The sequence below is a fragment of the Klebsiella sp. GW_Kp182 genome (assembly GCF_040062275.1).
In the GTDB taxonomy this organism is placed as follows: Bacteria; Pseudomonadota; Gammaproteobacteria; order Enterobacterales; family Enterobacteriaceae; genus Klebsiella; species Klebsiella michiganensis.
This window is the reverse complement of sequence record NZ_JBEAFQ010000055.1, coordinates 1-18,979: the sequence shown is the minus strand read 5'-3', so window position 1 is coordinate 18,979 and position 18,979 is coordinate 1. Positions and strand designations below refer to the sequence as shown.

Annotated in this window: 17 protein-coding genes; 11 read left to right on the top strand and 6 right to left on the bottom strand. The window is 58.1% G+C overall.

The window, feature by feature from the left end:
* Nucleotides 1–1,677, bottom strand: coding sequence for an NAD-dependent DNA ligase LigB (gene ligB / locus ABLU88_RS23370; RefSeq protein ID WP_348838123.1), 1,677 nt, complete (start codon nt 1,675–1,677; stop codon nt 1–3).
* A gap of 257 nt (nt 1,678–1,934) precedes the next feature.
* Between ligB and gmk the strand changes: the two genes are divergently transcribed.
* From gmk to fpr, 7 genes are all read left to right on the top strand, one after another.
* Nucleotides 1,935–2,558, top strand: a complete 624-nt coding sequence (gene gmk / locus ABLU88_RS23365) for a guanylate kinase (protein WP_004126677.1) — start codon at nt 1,935–1,937, stop codon at nt 2,556–2,558.
* Between the two features lie 54 nt (nt 2,559–2,612).
* On the top strand, nt 2,613–2,888 hold the full coding sequence (rpoZ, locus tag ABLU88_RS23360; protein ID WP_004106927.1) for a DNA-directed RNA polymerase subunit omega: 276 nt from the start codon (nt 2,613–2,615) through the stop codon (nt 2,886–2,888).
* An 18-nt stretch (nt 2,889–2,906) separates the two neighbouring features.
* Nucleotides 2,907–5,027, top strand: a complete 2,121-nt coding sequence (spoT, locus tag ABLU88_RS23355; protein ID WP_004855514.1) for a bifunctional GTP diphosphokinase/guanosine-3',5'-bis pyrophosphate 3'-pyrophosphohydrolase — start codon at nt 2,907–2,909, stop codon at nt 5,025–5,027.
* 164 nt (nt 5,028–5,191) lie between these two features.
* Nucleotides 5,192–5,881, top strand: coding sequence for a tRNA (guanosine(18)-2'-O)-methyltransferase TrmH (gene trmH / locus ABLU88_RS23350; protein ID WP_004855515.1), 690 nt, complete (start codon nt 5,192–5,194; stop codon nt 5,879–5,881).
* A gap of 2 nt (nt 5,882–5,883) precedes the next feature.
* Nucleotides 5,884–7,965 carry an ATP-dependent DNA helicase RecG gene (gene recG / locus ABLU88_RS23345; RefSeq protein ID WP_064357634.1) on the top strand — a complete coding sequence of 694 codons (2,082 nt, stop codon included), beginning with the start codon at nt 5,884–5,886 and terminating at the stop codon, nt 7,963–7,965.
* A 53-nt stretch (nt 7,966–8,018) separates the two neighbouring features.
* Nucleotides 8,019–9,029, top strand: coding sequence for a class II fructose-bisphosphatase (gene glpX / locus ABLU88_RS23340; protein ID WP_014227259.1), 1,011 nt, complete (start codon nt 8,019–8,021; stop codon nt 9,027–9,029).
* A gap of 96 nt (nt 9,030–9,125) precedes the next feature.
* Nucleotides 9,126–9,872, top strand: a complete 747-nt coding sequence (fpr, locus tag ABLU88_RS23335; protein ID WP_014227260.1) for a ferredoxin--NADP(+) reductase — start codon at nt 9,126–9,128, stop codon at nt 9,870–9,872.
* Here fpr and ABLU88_RS23330 read toward each other — a convergent pair whose 3' ends face one another.
* On the bottom strand, nt 9,873–10,301 hold the full coding sequence (locus ABLU88_RS23330) for a DUF805 domain-containing protein (RefSeq protein WP_004126694.1): 429 nt from the start codon (nt 10,299–10,301) through the stop codon (nt 9,873–9,875).
* Nucleotides 10,302–10,413: 112 nt separating this feature from the next.
* On the opposite strand from ABLU88_RS23330, the gene ABLU88_RS23325 reads away from it, so the two are divergent.
* Together ABLU88_RS23325 and tpiA are read left to right on the top strand one after the other, a co-directional pair.
* Complete coding sequence (locus ABLU88_RS23325) at nt 10,414–11,013, top strand: DUF1454 family protein (RefSeq protein ID WP_004855520.1); 600 nt, start codon at nt 10,414–10,416, stop codon at nt 11,011–11,013.
* 108 nt (nt 11,014–11,121) lie between these two features.
* The gene (gene tpiA / locus ABLU88_RS23320; protein ID WP_004106939.1) at nt 11,122–11,889 is read left to right on the top strand and encodes a triose-phosphate isomerase; all 768 of its coding nucleotides are present in this window, start codon (nt 11,122–11,124) and stop codon (nt 11,887–11,889) included.
* Between the two features lie 86 nt (nt 11,890–11,975).
* Here the strand turns inward: tpiA and ABLU88_RS23315 are convergent, their stop codons facing one another.
* The 4 genes from ABLU88_RS23315 to zapB form a co-directional block, all read right to left on the bottom strand.
* Entirely contained in the window at nt 11,976–13,280 is a 1,305-nt protein-coding gene (locus ABLU88_RS23315) for an SLC13 family permease (RefSeq protein WP_014227261.1), read from the bottom strand.
* Between the two features lie 73 nt (nt 13,281–13,353).
* Nucleotides 13,354–14,109 carry a CDP-diacylglycerol diphosphatase gene (locus ABLU88_RS23310; protein WP_009652756.1) on the bottom strand — a complete coding sequence of 252 codons (756 nt, stop codon included), beginning with the start codon at nt 14,107–14,109 and terminating at the stop codon, nt 13,354–13,356.
* A 197-nt stretch (nt 14,110–14,306) separates the two neighbouring features.
* Nucleotides 14,307–15,296 (bottom strand): sulfate ABC transporter substrate-binding protein, encoded by a 990-nt coding sequence (locus ABLU88_RS23305; RefSeq protein WP_004126718.1) that lies wholly within the window; start codon nt 15,294–15,296, stop codon nt 14,307–14,309.
* Between the two features lie 151 nt (nt 15,297–15,447).
* Nucleotides 15,448–15,693, bottom strand: coding sequence for a septal ring assembly protein ZapB (zapB, locus tag ABLU88_RS23300; RefSeq protein WP_009652751.1), 246 nt, complete (start codon nt 15,691–15,693; stop codon nt 15,448–15,450).
* A 442-nt stretch (nt 15,694–16,135) separates the two neighbouring features.
* Here zapB and ABLU88_RS23295 point away from each other — a divergent pair, with 442 nt between their 5' ends.
* On the top strand, nt 16,136–16,987 hold the full coding sequence (locus ABLU88_RS23295) for an MIP/aquaporin family protein (protein WP_004855525.1): 852 nt from the start codon (nt 16,136–16,138) through the stop codon (nt 16,985–16,987).
* A 21-nt stretch (nt 16,988–17,008) separates the two neighbouring features.
* Nucleotides 17,009–18,520 carry a glycerol kinase GlpK gene (gene glpK, locus ABLU88_RS23290; RefSeq protein ID WP_004126722.1) on the top strand — a complete coding sequence of 504 codons (1,512 nt, stop codon included), beginning with the start codon at nt 17,009–17,011 and terminating at the stop codon, nt 18,518–18,520.
* The last annotated feature ends 459 nt before the right edge of the window (nt 18,521–18,979 follow it).

The following is an 18,979-nucleotide window of genomic DNA, read 5'->3' as shown; positions in this document are numbered from 1 at the left end:
TCAGAATCCCGGAACGCGTTGCCCGCTTAGCCACTTCGCCAGTGCGGCAACATCCGGGTGATGTAAGAACGTCACCAGCTGCCGCGCTCTTTCCGCCCCGATCCCCGGCAGGCGCCGCCACTGCTCTTCGTTTCGCTCCTGCATCCGTTGCCAGTCATCCTCCTTCAGCCGGGCAAACGCCGTCTTCGGTATGGGGACTCCCATCGCCTGGATCCAGCGCAGAAAAGGCCGTTCGCGCGCAAGATTGAACTGGTGCCACAGCCTCTGCCCGCGCAGCGTCGAGACCCCCGGTATGGCTTGCAGCCGCTCCGGCGTAAACGCCAGCCATGAAAAGAGATGCTCCATGCTGCGCGCGTCATGCAGGGACCGCCATAGCGCTTCTCCCACGCCGTCAATATCGAGAACCGATCGGGATGAGAGCCAGACCAGCCGCGAAAGAAACTGTTCCGCACACTCGGGCGTGGCAAAATAGCAGGTTAAGGCATTGAAACGCGCCGCCGGTGGCTGGGGTTTATTACGCTGAGCCGTGCGCCAGACGACCGAATCGATGCGCGGTATCCCCTGCCCGGCAAGGCTGATTTGCAGCTGGTCGCCAATACCGATATCCAGATTGTACCAGCGGGATACCGAACCGACGCTCACCCGCTGCACGCGCTTATCGTCCAGCATCTGCGGCTCCAGATGCGCCACCACGGCTATTTTACCGCTGCGCCCGACGCTAAAGCTGATACGGCGAACCTCCATGACGCGTGAGGCAGGCGGGTATTTCCAGGCAATGACCCAATCGCCCTGACCCGGAACCCAGAAGCGCCCGGGAGATGCTTTTTCCCGCCGCACTACGACGCCATCGCTGGCAAAAGGCAGCGGTGAAGTGAACCAGCGCTGGCGCCACTGTTCAACCTGCTGCGCATCCGCGACAGGGTGCGAAAAAAGCGCGCTGTAAAGAAAGCCGCCCTGCCGCAGCAGCGCCAGCCGCTGTTTCATATCCTGCGGCCCATCGGGCCATGCCCAGATAAAAAGACCCAGCTGATTAAGATCCGCCGCAGCCTGCTGGCGCATCATCATGCCGGCAACTTTTGCCCGCGCGTTCATGCCGCCCATCTGCTTTTGCACGTGCCCCTCGCGGAGCAGGAACAGCTCACCCTGTAGAACGCTATTCGCCAGTACGCCGTCAGAGACTTTAGGCACGGAGGGGATCTGCAAGACCCTGGCCGTCCAGTCTTCCCCGGCCAGGCCATTACCCCGGCTTATCGCCTGGGTCAGACGCCCCTGCCGATACACGAGCGTGACCGCGACGCCATCGACTTTAGGCTGTACCCACAGGCCGGATTGACCGCGCATCCAGCGCGCCACGTCGGCTTGATTTGCCAGTTTACGCACGCCGGTGTGCGCCACCGGATGTCTGGCCTCCCCTTTTAGGGGAGGAGACGCATCGTGAGCGGGAGCCTCGCCGGTGAAGCAGCGCCGCCAGTACGCCAGCCGCTCCGCAAGCTGGTCATAGATCTCATCGCTTACCGTACTGCTCCCCTGCTGCCAGTAGGCGTTTTTCCATTCCGTTATCTGCTGGCTGAGACGTTCAATCTCCCGATCGGCCCTGGCCTGCGGCCACGCGGGGCAGGCTGCCTGCCCGTATCCCACCAGCATCCACAGCACCAGCGCCCAGACTCCATTTTGCATCGCGATGCCCTCCTGTTTTCTCGTCGGCGATTGTGCCGCAGGCGTATTTTCGTCCGCGAGGAGGGATTTTTAACGCTGCGAGCAGGCATCCGGGTTTTCTGCGTTGTTTCTGCAACGCCCGGAGAAATCAGGGAAACGGCAAGCAAAATGAAAGAAAGAACGCAAAAAGTGTGACAGGGACTGCGTCACGCGGTGCCGCCGTGTATAATAGGCTCGTATGTAAGCTCTATTTCGACCACCACATACAAAAGACACTCATGGCTCAAGGCACGCTTTATATTGTTTCCGCCCCTAGCGGCGCGGGTAAATCCAGCCTGATTCAGGCTTTATTAAAAACCCAACCGTTGTACGACTCTCAGGTTTCTGTTTCGCATACCACGCGCGCTCCGCGCCCGGGTGAAGTGCACGGTGAACACTATTTCTTTGTGAATCACGACGAATTCAGGACGATGATTGGCAGAGACGCTTTTCTTGAACATGCAGAAGTCTTTGGCAACTATTACGGCACCTCGCGCGAAGCTATCGAGCAGGTACTGGCGACCGGCGTCGACGTCTTCCTTGATATCGACTGGCAGGGCGCGCAGCAAATCCGCAACAGAATGCCCGGCGCGCGCAGCATTTTTATCCTGCCGCCGTCAAAAGATGAGCTTGATCGTCGCCTGCGCGGCCGCGGTCAGGACAGCGAAGAGGTTATCGCAAAACGTATGGCACAGGCAGTTGCAGAAATGAGCCATTACGCGGAGTATGATTACCTGATTGTGAATGATGATTTTGATACCGCGCTGAGCGATCTGAAAATTATTATTCGCGCCGAACGTCTGCGCATGAGCCGCCAAAAGCAGCGACATGGCGCTTTAATCACCAAACTGTTGGCAGACTGAACCCACATTCAGTATTATGCCCAGTCATTTCTTCACCTGTGGAGCATTTTAAGTATGGCACGCGTAACTGTTCAGGACGCTGTAGAGAAAATTGGTAACCGTTTTGACCTGGTACTGGTCGCCGCGCGTCGCGCTCGTCAGATGCAGGTAGGCGGAAAGGATCCGCTGGTACCGGAAGAAAACGATAAAACTACCGTTATCGCACTGCGCGAAATCGAAGAAGGTCTGATCAACAACAAGATCCTCGACGTTCGTGAGCGCCAGGAACAGCAAGAGCAGGAAGCCGCTGAATTACAAGCCGTTACCGCTATTGCTGAAGGTCGTCGTTAATCACACTGCGGGTCGCCCTTGTATCTGTTTGAAAGCCTGAATCAGCTGATTCAAAACTACCTGCCCGAAGAGCAAATTAAACGTCTTCGGCAGGCTTATCTCGTTGCACGTGACGCTCACGAGGGCCAGACACGTTCAAGCGGTGAACCCTATATCACGCACCCGGTAGCGGTAGCCTGTATCCTGGCCGAGATGAAACTCGACCATGAAACGCTAATGGCCGCTCTGCTGCACGACGTGATAGAAGATACCCCCGCCACCTACCAGGACATGGAGCAGCTTTTCGGTAAAAGCGTTGCTGAACTGGTAGAGGGGGTGTCAAAACTTGATAAGCTTAAGTTTCGCGACAAGAAAGAGGCCCAGGCTGAAAACTTTCGCAAAATGATTATGGCGATGGTGCAGGATATCCGCGTCATCCTTATCAAGCTCGCTGACCGCACCCATAACATGCGCACGCTGGGCTCATTGCGCCCGGACAAGCGCCGCCGCATCGCCCGCGAAACGCTGGAAATCTACAGCCCTCTGGCGCACCGTTTAGGTATCCATCACATCAAAACCGAGCTCGAAGAGCTGGGCTTTGAGGCGCTGTATCCTAACCGCTACCGCGTCATTAAAGAGGTGGTTAAAGCGGCGCGCGGCAACCGTAAAGAGATGATTCAAAAGATCCTCTCCGAAATCGAAGGGCGTTTGCAGGAAGCGGGAATTCCCTGTCGCGTTAGCGGTCGCGAAAAGCATTTGTACTCCATCTACTGCAAGATGGTGCTCAAAGAGCAGCGCTTTCACTCGATTATGGATATCTACGCTTTCCGCGTGATTGTCCATGATTCCGACACCTGCTACCGCGTACTTGGCCAGATGCACAGCCTTTATAAGCCGCGTCCGGGTCGCGTCAAAGACTATATTGCCATTCCAAAGGCGAACGGCTATCAATCTTTGCACACCTCGATGATCGGCCCGCACGGCGTCCCGGTTGAGGTACAAATTCGTACCGAAGACATGGACCAGATGGCGGAAATGGGGGTGGCGGCGCACTGGGCTTATAAAGAGCACGGCGGCGAAAGCAGCACCACGGCACAAATCCGCGCCCAGCGCTGGATGCAGAGCCTGCTGGAGCTCCAGCAGAGCGCCGGTAGTTCATTTGAATTTATTGAGAGCGTGAAATCCGATCTGTTCCCGGATGAGATTTACGTTTTCACCCCGGAAGGGCGCATTGTCGAACTGCCCGCTGGCGCGACGCCGGTGGATTTCGCCTACGCGGTGCATACCGACATCGGCCATGCCTGCGTCGGCGCCCGCGTCGACCGCCAGCCGTATCCGCTGTCGCAGTCGCTCTCCAGCGGCCAGACGGTGGAAATCATCACCGCGCCGGGCGCACGTCCGAACGCCGCGTGGCTGAACTTTGTCGTCAGTTCGAAAGCGCGCGCAAAAATTCGCCAGCTGCTGAAAAACCTTAAGCGCGACGACTCCGTAAGCCTCGGGCGCCGCCTGCTCAATCACGCCCTCGGCGGTAGCCGCAAGCTGGCCGAGATCCCGCCAGAGAACATTCAGCGTGAACTTGAGCGCATGAAGCTGACCACGCTTGACGATCTGCTGGCCGAAATCGGCCTCGGCAACGCCATGAGCGTCGTGGTAGCAAAAAACCTGCAGCAGGGTGAAACCACCGCCGTGCCTGTACAGCCAGCGCCTGTCGGCCATAATCATCTGCCGATTAAAGGCGCGGATGGCGTGCTGATCACCTTCGCCAAATGCTGCCGTCCGATCCCCGGTGACCCGATTATCGCGCACGTCAGCCCGGGCAAAGGCCTGGTTATTCACCATGAGTCCTGTCGTAACATTCGCGGCTATCAGAAAGAGCCGGAGAAATTTATGGCGGTCGAGTGGGACAAAGAGACGGCGCAGGAATTTATCACCGAAATCAAGGTGGATATGTTCAACCATCAGGGTGCCCTGGCGAATCTTACCGCGGCGATCAACACCGCTTCTTCTAATATTCAAAGCCTGAATACGGAAGAGAAAGATGGCCGCGTTTACAGCGCCTTTATTCGCCTTACCGCGCGCGACCGCGTGCATCTGGCGAATATCATGCGCAAAATTCGCGTCATGCCGGATGTAATAAAAGTCACCCGTAACCGAAACTAGCTCTTCCACAAAATCATTCGAATTGCGTCAAGGCGGCAAGCGAATGACAAATCTGCCGGGAGCAGATTTGAACGCTGCTTACAGCGGCCCGGTAAGGGGCAAGGCCCAGGAATGGGCCGCGTAATCCGCAGCGATTAAAGAGTCATTCGAAGGATGGAAGTATCATGAATTTACAGCGTTATGCGCGTATCTGCGAGATGCTCGCCAGGCGCCAGCCTGACCTGACAGTCTGCATGGAGCAGGTCCATAAGCCTCATAACGTCTCTGCGGTCATTCGTACCGCAGACGCCGTTGGCGTGCATGAAGTGCACGCCATCTGGCCCGGTAGCCGTATGCGTACCATGGCCTCCGCGGCCGCCGGCAGCAATAGCTGGGTGCAGGTCAAAACCCACCGTACTATTGGCGAGGCCGTCACGCATTTAAAAGGCCAGGGCATGCAGATCCTGGCGACCCATCTCTCTGATAACGCCGTCGATTTCCGTGAAATCGACTATACCCGTCCCACCTGTATCCTGATGGGGCAGGAGAAAACCGGCATTACGCAGGAAGCGTTAGACCTGGCAGACCAGGACATCATCATTCCGATGATTGGCATGGTGCAGTCGCTGAACGTTTCCGTCGCCTCAGCGCTTATCCTCTACGAAGCCCAGCGCCAGCGGCAGAACGCCGGCATGTACCGGCGCGAGAACAGTATGCTGCCGGAAGAAGACCAGCAGCGCCTGCTGTTTGAAGGCGGCTATCCGGTGCTGGCGAAGGTCGCTAAACGCAAGGGACTTCCCTACCCCCACGTCAACGAGCAGGGCGAAGTCGAAGCCGATGCCGCGTGGTGGGCCACCATGCAGGCGGCGAAGTAATCATGCAGGGCCGTCTGCTGGATGCGGTGCCGCTCAATTCCCTGACGGGCGTTGGCGCGGCCCAGAGCAGTAAGCTGGCAAAAATCGGCCTGCATACGGTACAGGATCTGCTTCTGCACCTGCCGCTGCGCTACGAAGACCGCACCCATCTGTATCACATCGGCGAACTGCTGCCCGGCGTTTACGCCACCGTTGAAGGCGAAGTCCTCAACTGCAACATCACTTTCGGCGGCCGCCGGATGATGACCTGCCAGATAAGCGACGGCTCCGGCATCCTCACTATGCGCTTTTTTAACTTCAGCGCGGCGATGAAAAATAGCCTGGCAACCGGGCGCCGCGTGCTGGCCTACGGTGAGGCGAAGCGCGGTAAGCACGGGGCGGAGATGATCCATCCGGAATATCGGGTTCAGGGCGATATGAGTACCCCTGATTTACAGGAAACGCTGACCCCGGTATATCCCACCACCGAAGGCATCAAGCAGGCTACGCTGCGCAAGCTCACCGACCAGGCGCTGGAGCTGCTTGAAACCTGCGCGATCGCCGAGCTGCTGCCGCCTGAGCTGGCGCAGGGGATGATGAGCCTGCCGGACGCCTTGCGCACGCTACATCGCCCGCCGCCCACGTTACAGCTTAGCGAGCTGGAAAGCGGCAAACATCCGGCTCAGCGGCGCTTAATCCTGGAAGAGCTGCTGGCGCATAACCTCAGCATGCTGGCGCTGCGGGCAGGCGCCCAGCGCTACCACGCCCTCGCGCTCAGCGCTAACGACACGCTAAAAGATAAGCTGCTGGCCTCCCTCCCCTTTACGCCGACCGGCGCGCAGGCGCGCGTCACGGCTGAAATCGAACGCGATATGGCGCTGGACGTGCCGATGATGCGTCTGGTGCAGGGGGACGTGGGCTCCGGTAAAACCCTGGTCGCCGCGCTTGCCGCCCTGCGCGCCATCGCCCACGGCAAACAGGTAGCGCTGATGGCGCCGACCGAGCTGCTGGCTGAACAGCACGCCAATAACTTCCGCAGCTGGTTCGAACCGCTGGGCATTGAAGTGGGCTGGCTGGCCGGGAAGCAAAAAGGAAAAGCGCGCCTGGCGCAGCAGGAGGCTATCGCCAGCGGACAGGTGCAGATGATTGTCGGCACCCACGCCATCTTTCAGGAGCAGGTCCAGTTTAACGGCCTCGCGTTGGTGATTATCGACGAGCAGCACCGTTTTGGCGTCCATCAGCGGCTGGCGCTGTGGGAGAAAGGGCAACAGCAGGGATTTCACCCGCACCAGCTGATTATGACCGCCACGCCGATTCCGCGTACCCTGGCGATGACCGCGTATGCCGACCTCGACACCTCGGTCATCGATGAACTGCCGCCGGGCCGAACGCCGGTTACGACGGTGGCCATTCCGGATACGCGACGCAGCGATATTATTGACCGCGTTCGTCACGCCTGCACTCACGAAGGCCGCCAGGCCTACTGGGTTTGTACGCTGATTGAAGAGTCGGATCTGCTGGAAGCTCAGGCGGCGGAAGCCACCTGGGAAGAGCTGAAGCTCGCCCTGCCGGAGCTGAATATCGGCCTGGTACACGGGCGTATGAAATCCGCCGAGAAGCAGGCGGTAATGAGCGCGTTCAAGCAGGGCGAGTTGCATCTGCTGGTCGCCACTACGGTGATCGAAGTCGGCGTGGACGTGCCCAACTCCAGCCTGATGATCATCGAAAACCCGGAGCGTCTGGGGCTGGCGCAGCTGCACCAGCTCCGAGGGCGCGTCGGGCGCGGTGCGGTAGCTTCCCACTGCGTGCTGCTCTATAAATCGCCGCTGTCAAAAACCGCCCAGAAGCGCCTGCAGGTTCTGCGCGATAGCAATGACGGTTTCGTCATCGCCCAAAAAGACCTGGAAATTCGCGGTCCCGGCGAGCTGCTCGGCACCCGTCAGACCGGTAACGCTGAATTTAAAGTCGCGGACTTATTGCGCGATCAGGCCATGATCCCGGAAGTTCAGCGCATCGCCCGCCATATTCACGAACGCTATCCCCAGCAGGCCCAGGCCCTGATTGAGCGCTGGATGCCGGAAACCGAACGCTATTCCAACGCGTAGCGCGAACGTCATCTCGCCACGCTGCGCATAATTTTTATTCAGATGAGTGGATTATGAAACGAGAACTGGCCATCGAATTTTCGCGCGTCACCGAAGCCGCCGCGCTGGCAGGCTACAAATGGTTAGGCCGCGGTGATAAAAACACCGCCGACGGCGCCGCCGTCAACGCCATGCGCATTATGCTCAACCTGATCAACATCGACGGCACTATCGTGATTGGCGAAGGCGAAATCGACGAAGCGCCGATGCTGTACATCGGCGAGCGCGTCGGTACCGGCCACGGCGATGCGGTAGATATCGCCGTCGATCCCATCGAAGGCACCCGCATGACGGCGATGGGCCAGGCGAACGCGCTGGCGGTCATGGCGGTAGGCGATAAGGGCTGTTTCCTGAATGCGCCAGATATGTACATGGAAAAGCTGATTGTCGGCCCGGGAGCGAAGGGCACCATCGATCTGAACCTGCCGCTGGCGGAGAACCTGCATAATATCGCCCGCGCGCTGAATAAGCCGCTGAGTGAATTAACGGTCACCATCTTAGCCAAGCCGCGCCATGACGACGTCATTGTTGAGCTGCAAAAGCTGGGCGTGCGCGTGTTCGCCATCCCCGACGGCGACGTTGCCGCTTCTATTCTGACCTGCATGCCGGACAGCGAAGTTGACGTCATGTACGGTATCGGCGGCGCGCCGGAAGGCGTCGTTTCCGCTGCGGTGATCCGCGCGCTGGACGGCGATATGAACGGCCGTCTGCTGGCGCGTCACCACGTGAAGGGCGACAGCGAAGAGAATCGCCGCATCGGCGAAAACGAGCTGGCACGCTGTCAGGCGATGGGCATTGAAGCTGGCAAAGTGCTGCGCCTGGACGATATGGCGCGCAGCGACAACGTGGTTTTCTCGGCAACCGGCATCACCAAGGGCGATCTGCTGGACGGTATCACCCGTAAAGGCAATATGGCCACCACCGAAACCCTGCTGATCCGCGGTAAATCACGCACCATCCGCCGTATTCAATCAATTCATTATCTCGATCGCAAAGACCCGGATATTCAGCTGCACATCCTGTAAAAACATTTGATCAATAGAGCTTTCCAGCCTTTTCGGGCTGGAAATCTGCTCTCGTCGCGGTGAAGATACGTTAACAGGATTGAGAGGAGAGTCGCTATGGCAAACTGGGTTACGGGCAAAGTGGTAAAAGTACAGAACTGGACTGATGCACTGTTTAGCCTCACCGTTCACGCGCCGGTTGCGCCCTTCACCGCTGGGCAGTTTGCCAAACTGGGGCTGGACGTAGACGGAGAACGCGTGCAGCGCGCCTATTCCTACGTCAACGCCCCCAGCAACCCCGATCTTGAGTTCTATCTGGTGACGGTTCCGGAGGGCAAGCTCAGCCCGCGGCTGGCGGCACTGAAGCCGGGCGATGAAGTCCAGGTGGTCAGCGAAGCCGCCGGTTTCTTCGTGCTGGAAGAGGTGCCGGATTGCGACACCCTATGGATGCTCGCCACTGGCACGGCGATTGGCCCGTACCTGTCGATTCTGGAAGAAGGGAAGGACCTGGATCGCTTTAAAAACCTGGTACTGGTGCACGCCGCGCGCTATGCCGCCGACCTCAGCTATCTGCCGCAGATGCAGGCGCTGGAAGCGCGCTATGCGGGCAAACTGCGCATCCAGTCTGTCGTGAGCCGGGAAACCGCGCCGGGCATGCTCACGGGACGTATCCCGTTCCTGATTGAAACCGGCGCGCTGGAAGAGGCCGTCGGCCTGCCGATGAACGCTGAGAGCAGTCACGTCATGCTGTGCGGTAACCCGCAGATGGTGCGCGACACCCAGCAGCTGCTGAAAGAGACCCGGCAGATGAGCAAGCACCTGCGTCGCCGGCCGGGTCATATGACCGCCGAACACTACTGGTAATCAGGATTCCGCTTTCCAGCGCACATCCAGCGTCTCTTTACCAAACTTATTCGCGCCCTGGGTACCGACAAACGCGCCCAGGTCGATCAGCATCATGACGATAATCAGCGTCGGTATAAACCGCCCGACGCCCCACTGCCAGACCCCAGGCAGCATCGACCAGTTGCCCGCCAGCAGCATCCACGCCAGAATCATCAGCAGCGCCCAGAGCCCGGATTTACCCCGATCGTGCAGGCGTTTAATGGTCACCGCCGCCGTCGGCCACAGCAGGCACACCAGAATAAAAGCCGCCGTCTGTAAATTGAGAAGGTTACTACCGGCCAGCGTGAACAGCGCGCTCATGGTCATTATCCAGATAGCGATCCAGATCCAGAAGTCGCGACGTCCAATCCGCCCTTTAATTGAGAATAGCCACTGCTGTAGGGTCATGTTTTATTCCTTATCATCATCACCGACGTAGTTTACCCTGAAGGCGTGACTTTTTGACAAGCGTGACGGTTCTCGTTTTAATCGTCAGCAGATAAAAAAAGGGAAGATGGGCATGAAGAAGTGGGCAACCTTATGTTTAATTGGGCTGGCGGCATTATCCGTCGGCCAAAAAGCGTTGTCCGCCGAGTCAGACGCCAGCGCTACGGCGCCCTATCTTCTCTCCGGCGCGCCGGCCTTTGATATTTCCATCAGCGAGTTTCGGGAAAAATTCAACAACGATAACCCGAAGCTATCGCTCAATGAATTTCGCGCCGTCGCCGCCAGCAAAGACCAGGCAAACCTGACCCGCGCCGCCACGAAGATCAATGAGAACCTCTACGCGTCGACCGCGCTTGAACGCGGCACGCTCAAAATTAAATCGATGCAGATCACCTGGCTGCCGATTCAGGGGCCGCAGCAGAAAGCGGCGAAAGCGAGAGCCCAGGAGTATATGAGCGCCGTGATGCGCGCGTTCGTGCCCACGCTCAGCCTGACGCAAAGCCAGCAGAAGCTGCAGAAACTGCTGACCGCCGGAAAAGGCAAACGTTACTTCTCCGAAACGGAAGGTGCTGTGCGCTATGTGGTGGCGGACAACGGCGAAAAGGGGCTGACCTTCGCTGTTGAACCGATTAAGCTGGCGCTATCTGAAACGCTGGAAAACAACAATAAATGACAAAAAGCAAAGCCTTTCCAGTGATGAATCTCTATACTGTTTCACAGACCATGCTGCCCGCGGGGGCGGCTATATTCCTTAATTCGCTTTAAAGCGTGGAGAATAAAAATGCGACATCCTTTAGTGATGGGTAACTGGAAACTGAACGGCAGCCGCCACATGGTAAACGAACTGGTCGCGAACCTGCGTACCGAACTGGCTGGCGTAACCGGCTGTGCAGTTGCCATTGCTCCGCCTGAGATGTACATCGACCTGGCTAAACAAGCCGCTGCGGGCAGCCACATTCACCTGGGCGCGCAGAACGTTGACCTGAACCTGTCCGGCGCGTTCACTGGCGAAACCTCTGCCGAAATGCTGAAAGACATCGGCGCTGAATACATCATCATCGGCCACTCCGAGCGTCGTACCTACCACAAAGAGTCCGACGAGTTTATCGCTAAGAAATTCGCGGTACTGAAAGAGCAGGGTCTGATCCCGGTTCTGTGCATCGGTGAAACCGAAGCGGAAAACGAAGCGGGCAAAACCGAAGAAGTGTGCGCGCGTCAGATCGACGCCGTTCTGAAAACCCAGGGCGCGGCGGCGTTCGAAGGCGCGGTTATCGCTTACGAACCGGTATGGGCGATCGGTACCGGCAAATCCGCTACCCCGGCTCAGGCTCAGGCGGTGCACAAATTCATTCGCGACCACATCGCTAAAGCTGATGCGAAAGTGGCTGAACAAGTGATCATCCAGTACGGCGGTTCCGTTAACGCGGGCAACGCAGCAGAGCTGTTCACCCAGCCGGACATCGACGGCGCGCTGGTTGGCGGCGCATCCCTGAAAGCTGACGCTTTCGCGGTGATCGTTAAAGCAGCAGAAGCCGCGAAAAAAGCGTAATTCGCTTTAAGGCCTTTCCCCGGTCGCGCTTTGCAACCGGGGTTATCGCCCGGTTGCCCTCCGGGATAATTCCCGAGCGATGCAGTCTACAGTTTCCCCAACGCCTGATACCACAGGTAGTCCAGCGGCAGCAGAATCAAATAGCTTACCGCCGCCAGCGCAATACACAGCAGCATTCCCGCCCTTGCAGGCACTTTCCCCAGCCCCATTGCCACCACAATCGGTGATGCCTGATACGGCAGCAGCGGCGTGGAGTACCCCAGCACCTGAATCATAATCACGCTCAGCAGCGGGAAGCCGGTCGCATCGGAGAAGCTCTGTGCGAAAGTGGTATACAGCGCCGGTACGCCGTTAGCCGTCATGATAAAGTTCAGCGCGCTGGTAATGCCGGTCAATGCGAGAAAGCTGGTGAACGGACTCTCTTTATCCAGCGGCATAATCTGCAGCAGGGCATTTCCCACCACGCCGCCGATACCGGTTTGCGTCACGGTGATAGCCAGCCCCAAAATCCCGGCGACGTAAATACAGGTGCGGATATTCACGCCGCTGGAAAACTCCTCGCCGCTGATAAAACCGACCCGCGGCAGCAGCGTTATCACCGCCGCCGCCAACCCCGTCCAGGCCGGCCCCACGCCGTGCCAGCTCTCCGTCACCCAGAGCGTTAGCACTACCACCAGCAGCCACGCCAGGCGCTTCTCATCGCGGCTCATCGGCGGCAGCGGCGTCATGTCACGCGGCGGGTGCGGTTTTCCGGGAAACAGCCAGCATATCAGGGCGATCAGCACAGCCCCTTTGAGCCAGCCGAGCACCGGCGTATGCAGCAGTAAATAGGGAAGATAATTCAAATGGATACCATACGATCCCTCCGCCGCACCGCTCATCACCAGATTCGGGACGTTGGCGGGCAGGATGGTGGCAGACAGCTGGAAGGTCCCGAACCCCACCGCCAGCGCCAGGCCAAACCACGGGCGCGTCCCCTCTTCAATGCCGGCACGCCTGGCCATTGCCGCCACAATCGGCATCAGCAGCGCGATACGCCCCATATTGGACGGCATCACAAACGCCAGCGCATAGCTGAGCAGCACCACGCTGCCGACCATCAGCGGCCAGGAGTCGGTCAGCCGCGACGAGAGCGACCGGGCCGCCCTGTCCGCCAGCCCGGTTTTGCGTATGGCGATCCCCAGCACAAATCCGCTGAACACCAGCCAGAACGCCGATGAGGCAAAGCCGCCGAAAATGACCTCCGGCGGCGCGATTTTGGCGATCATCGCTGCGGCAAAAAACAGCAGTGCGGTCATAAACTCCGGCAGTAGCGAAGTCGCCCAGAGGAGAATAGTGATGCCGACAATGATAGAAGGAAGGAAAAGAGGGTGGGACAACCAGAGCGACATACCTGTCTCCTGTCGTTTTTTTCAGCAAGAATACGACGGACGATAAGACAGGTAAACGCCAGATATGGTGGGGTTATTGCAGGATTGCACAGCTGTGATCCTGAATCTCTTCCGCCGATGCGCGATTAAGCGTTAGCAGGTTACGCTCGGTCGCCAGCAGCACCAGCGAGCCATCGCTCTGCTTTGCCATCGCCAGCGCAAAACGGCCCATATGTTCACGCGCTTCCGGCACCTCTTCGGCCAGCATCAGGAACGGACTGCGCTGCGCCAGCTCCGTTTCGGTGACCCGACGCGCCAGATATTCGTGGCCCAGTAGTCCACCGGGCAGCGGCAACCAACGGCTGCTGATAGCTGGCGCGTCCTTGTCCAGCTGGGTACGGACATCGGGACGCAGGCAGGAGATATGGATATGGAAATGATTTTGCGTGCGTCCGCTGCGCGAGTTGATGGTCAAGGAGACCGCGTCATCCGATACGGCGGAACCACGATGCTGGCTCATGATTTCGCGCCCCTGCCAGGCCTGCCAGAAGAAGTTCGGCGTCAGGGGATTAAGCAGCAGCGGACTTTCGGTGCCGTTAATACGGTAAGTCGGCATCAGCAGATACTGCAGCGGGCCATTGCGGTCTTTAAACAGCACATAGCCGCCCTTGAGGTTCACTTCCGCACAGGGCGCGGGATTCTGGTGCTGCTGTTGATTGGGGACGCACTGTTGCAGAACAATTTTGCGCAACGCATCAGGGTTGCCGGAATGAAGCCAGTAGTAGCCGCCGGCCATCGCCGCCACAACGACCACCAGCAGCGCTAATAAAAGGTATCGTACTCTTCGCATTATTTTTTCCTGTCTCAGCCAGAAACGGAAGAGTAACGCAGTTTGATGACCAAATGAAAACAGGAAGAGGTTCGGTGTGTTTTCCCGGAGGCGGCGCTACCAGACTTCTCAACCCCGGGTCGCGGCTTACGCCTGTCCGGGCGACAAGAGTTGTATCCCCGCTAAGCGCAGCGCAAGCGGGGATAAGGAGAGGCTATTTAACGCTGGTTGATCTGGTCGAAGGTGCCGCCGTTGGAAAAGTGCTCTTTCTGCGCTTTCGTCCAGCCGCCAAACACGTCATCGATGGTGAACAGCTTCAGTTTCGGGAACTCATTCGCGTATTTTTTCGCTATCTCAGGATCGCGCGGACGATAGAAGTTCTTCGCCGCAATCTCCTGGCCTTCCGGCGAGTAGAGGTACTTCAGATACGCTTCCGCCACTTGGCGAGTGCCCTTCTTGTCGACCACTTTATCCACCACGGAAACCGTCGGCTCGGCGAGAATCGATTCGCTCGGGGTCACGATCTCAAATTTGTCTTTACCCAGTTCGTTGGTCGCCAGCAGGGCTTCGTTTTCCCAGGCAATCAGCACATCGCCGATCCCACGTTCCACGAAGGTGTTGGTCGCGCCACGGGCACCGGAATCCAGCACTTCGACGTTCTTAAACAGCGCTTTTACGAACTCTTGCGCCTTCGCCTGGTCGCCATTGTTCTGGTGCAGGGCGTAGCCCCATGCCGCCAGATAGTTCCAGCGCGCGCCGCCTGAGCTTTTCGGGTTCGGGGTAATCACCGACACGCCCGGTTTAATCAGGTCGTTCCAGTCGTGAATCTGCTTCGGGTTGCCTTTGCGTACGAGGAACACGATGGTTGAGGTATACGGCGCGGAGTTATCCGGCAGACGCTTCAGCCAGTTTTTGTCGATTCGGCCACGCTCGGCAATCGCATCGACGTCATAGGCCAGCGCAAGGGTCACCACGTCGGCTTCAATGCCGTTGATCACCGAGGTCGCCTGTTTGCCGGAGCCGCCGTGGGACTGACGAATCACCACGTTGTCGCCGGTTTCTTGTTTCCAGTGCGCGCTAAAGGCTTTGTTGTACTGTTCGTACAGCTCGCGCGTTGGATCGTAAGAAACGTTTAATAGTTGAATGTCTTTTGCCAGAACGCTGGCGGATGCCAGCAACAGAGTTAACCCCACGCCCCACTTATTCATCGCACCGCTCTCTTTATGTAGTGTTGTGATGGATTAAGCGTGCCAGAAAGCGGACTGATGATTAAAGAATAAAAAAAGATTGGCTATAACTTGTGAGTATATAGAGCGGGGGAGAGTTTACCCCCTCCCGAACGGGAGGGGGCGGGAAGCATCAGACTTCTTCCATGCGGCCCAGCAGCGCCTGCAGACGATCCTGCCAGCCCTGCTGCTGTTCTTTCAGCTGACCGTTTTCACGCTCAAGCTCTTCACGGCTGTGCTGCGCGCTCTGTACTTCCTGCGCCAGCGTGTTGTTCTTCTCTTTCAGCTCTTCGATTTCCATCTGTAACAGAGTGATGGTATCAATCGCCTGCTGAACTTTAGATTCTAATTTCTCAAACACTTCTAATGACATCGTCATACCTCTCCTGAACTTGCAAGGCGTTGATAGAAACCGTCCGTTTCGTATACGCGTTGACGCCTTAACGAAAATTAGCGCACTACAGTGGTGATGTAGTCGATTGTATGAAGCCCCGCCTCCCCTGTCCAGCGACAACCCGCGTAGATTGCGGTTTGCAACACTTTTCAGCCTTTACCTGGTTCGTTCGCCGCTTTTACCCGGTACTTTTTCGTAATTGTTAATCAACACGTAAAAAAATGTGCGGTGAAACGCTCCCGCAAAAGGCCGAACACGCGTTTATGGCGCGAAAACGCTCATTTTCTTGACGTGGTACACACATTTGAATTTCGATATTTCTCGTTTTTGTTCGTTAACGATAAATTAACACTATGCCTACATGGCAGCGTGGTCGCCTGCGACCTTCACACATACAATAATCATCACTACGCTTCAGGATTCGATTATGAGCCAAACATCAACACTAAAAGGCCAGTGCATCGCAGAGTTCCTCGGTACCGGGTTGTTGATCTTTTTCGGCGTTGGGTGCGTCGCTGCGCTTAAGGTCGCGGGAGCCAGCTTCGGTCAGTGGGAAATCAGCATCATCTGGGGTCTGGGCGTCGCCATGGCGATTTACCTGACCGCAGGGGTTTCCGGTGCGCACCTTAACCCGGCGGTCACCATCGCGCTGTGGCTGTTCGCCTGCTTTGACGGTCGTAAAGTTGTTCCTTTTATCGTTGCGCAATTCGCTGGCGCCTTTTGCGCTGCGGCTTTAGTTTACGGGCTTTATTACAATCTTTTCTTCGATTTCGAACATACCCACAATATGGTGCGCGGTAGCGTCGAAAGTCTCGAGCTGGCAGGCATTTTCTCCACCTATCCGAATCCGCATATCAATTTTGTGCAGGCCTTCGCGGTAGAAATGGTGATTACCGCTATCCTGATGGGCGTCATTCTGGCGCTGACCGACGATGGTAACGGCGTACCGCGTGGCCCGCTGGCGCCGCTGCTGATTGGTCTGCTGATCGCCGTCATCGGCGCATCCATGGGCCCGCTGACCGGCTTCGCCATGAACCCGGCGCGTGATATCGGACCGAAAGCCTTCGCCTGGCTGGCAGGCTGGGGCAACGTCGCCTTCACCGGCGGCAAAGATATTCCTTATTTCCTGGTGCCGCTGTGTGCGCCAATCGTCGGTGCTGCGCTGGGCGCATTCTGCTACCGCAAGCTGATTGGCCGCCACCTGCCTTGCGACACCTGCGTCGTCGAAGAGAAAGAAGCTGCATCCCCCTCTACGACGCAACACAAAGCTTCGCTGTAATCTGACTACGGGACTCATACTATGACCGACAAAAAATATATCGTAGCGCTCGACCAGGGCACCACCAGCTCCCGCGCCGTGGTAATGGATCACGATGCCAATATCGTCAGCGTTTCTCAGCGAGAATTCGAACAAATTTATCCGCGTCCAGGCTGGGTTGAACACGACCCGATGGAGATCTGGGCATCGCAAAGCTCTACGCTGGTCGAAGTGCTGGCAAAAGCCGATATCAGCTCCGATGAAATCGCGGCGATCGGCATCACCAACCAGCGTGAAACCGCCATCGTCTGGGAGCGCGAAACCGGAAAGCCGATTTATAACGCCATCGTCTGGCAGTGCCGTCGTACCGCCGAGATCTGTGAACAGCTCAAGCGCGACGGCATGGAAGAGTACATCCGCAAGGCCACCGGCCTGGTGGTTGACCCCTACTTCTCCGGCACCAAAGTGAAGTGGATCCTCGACCACGTCGAAGGCGCGCGCGAACGCGCTAAACGCGGCGAGCTGCTGTTCGGTACCGTAGACACCTGGCTTATCTGGAAAATGACCCAGGGACGCGTTCACGTAACCGACTACACCAACGCCTCGCGTACCATGCTGTTTAATATCCACGAGCTGGACTGGGACGACAAAATGCTCGACGCGCTGGATATCCCGCGCGCCATGCTGCCGGAAGTGCGCAAATCTTCCGAAGTGTACGGCCAGACCAACATCGGCGGTAAGGGCGGGACGCGTATTCCGATCGCCGGCATCGCGGGCGACCAGCAGGCGGCGCTGTTCGGCCAGCTGTGCGTGAAAGAGGGGATGGCGAAAAACACCTACGGTACCGGCTGCTTTATGCTGATGAATACCGGCGAGAAAGCGGTGACGTCAACGCACGGCCTGCTGACGACTATCGCCTGCGGCCCGCGCGGTGAGGTGAACTATGCGCTGGAAGGCGCGGTGTTTATGGCTGGCGCCTCTATTCAGTGGCTGCGCGATGAGATGAAGCTGATTAGCGACGCGTTCGATTCCGAATATTTCGCCACCAAAGTGAAGGATACCAACGGCGTGTACGTCGTTCCGGCGTTTACCGGCCTCGGCGCCCCGTACTGGGACCCGTATGCCCGCGGCGCGATCTTCGGCCTGACCCGCGGCGTGAACTCCAACCATATTATTCGCGCCACCCTGGAGTCGATTGCCTATCAGACGCGCGACGTGCTGGAAGCGATGCAGGCTGACTCCGGGATCCGTCTGCACGCCCTGCGCGTTGACGGCGGCGCGGTCGCCAACAACTTCCTGATGCAGTTCCAGTCCGATATTCTCGGCACCCGCGTGGAACGCCCGGAAGTCCGCGAAGTCACCGCGCTGGGCGCAGCCTATCTGGCCGGTCTGGCGGTCGGTTTCTGGCAAAACCTGGATGAACTGCAGGAGAAAGCGGTCATCGAACGCGAGTTCCGTCCCGGGATTGAAACCACCGAGCGTAACTATCGCTACAGCGGCTGGAAGAAAGCGGTAAAACGCGCGCTGGCGTGGGAAGAGCACGACGAAGCGTAAGATGGGGTATTCCCGGCTGGCGGCGTAAACGCCTTACCCGGGCTACACAGCCCGCAGACCGCCCCCCCGTAGCAGCGCGAGCCGGGGAGAAACCACGCCGATGTATAAACCCCGGGGTATCCCCGGGTTGCGGCGTAAACGCCTTACCCGGGCTACAGCCCGCAGACCGCCCCCCCGTAGCACTGCTAAGCGCGGCGCGAGCCGGGGAGAAACCGCGTCGATGTATAAATCCCGGGTTGCGGCGTAAACGCCTTACCCGGGCTACAGCCCGCACCCGTAGCCCGGCTAAGCGCGGCGCGAGCCGGGGGGAAACCGCGTCGATGTATAAATCCCGGGGTATCCCCGGGTTGCGGCGTAAACGCCTTACCCGGGCTACCGCCCGCAGACCGCACAACCCCGTAGCCCTGCTAAGCGCGGCGCGAGCCGGGGAGAAACCGCGTCGATGTATAAATCCCGGGT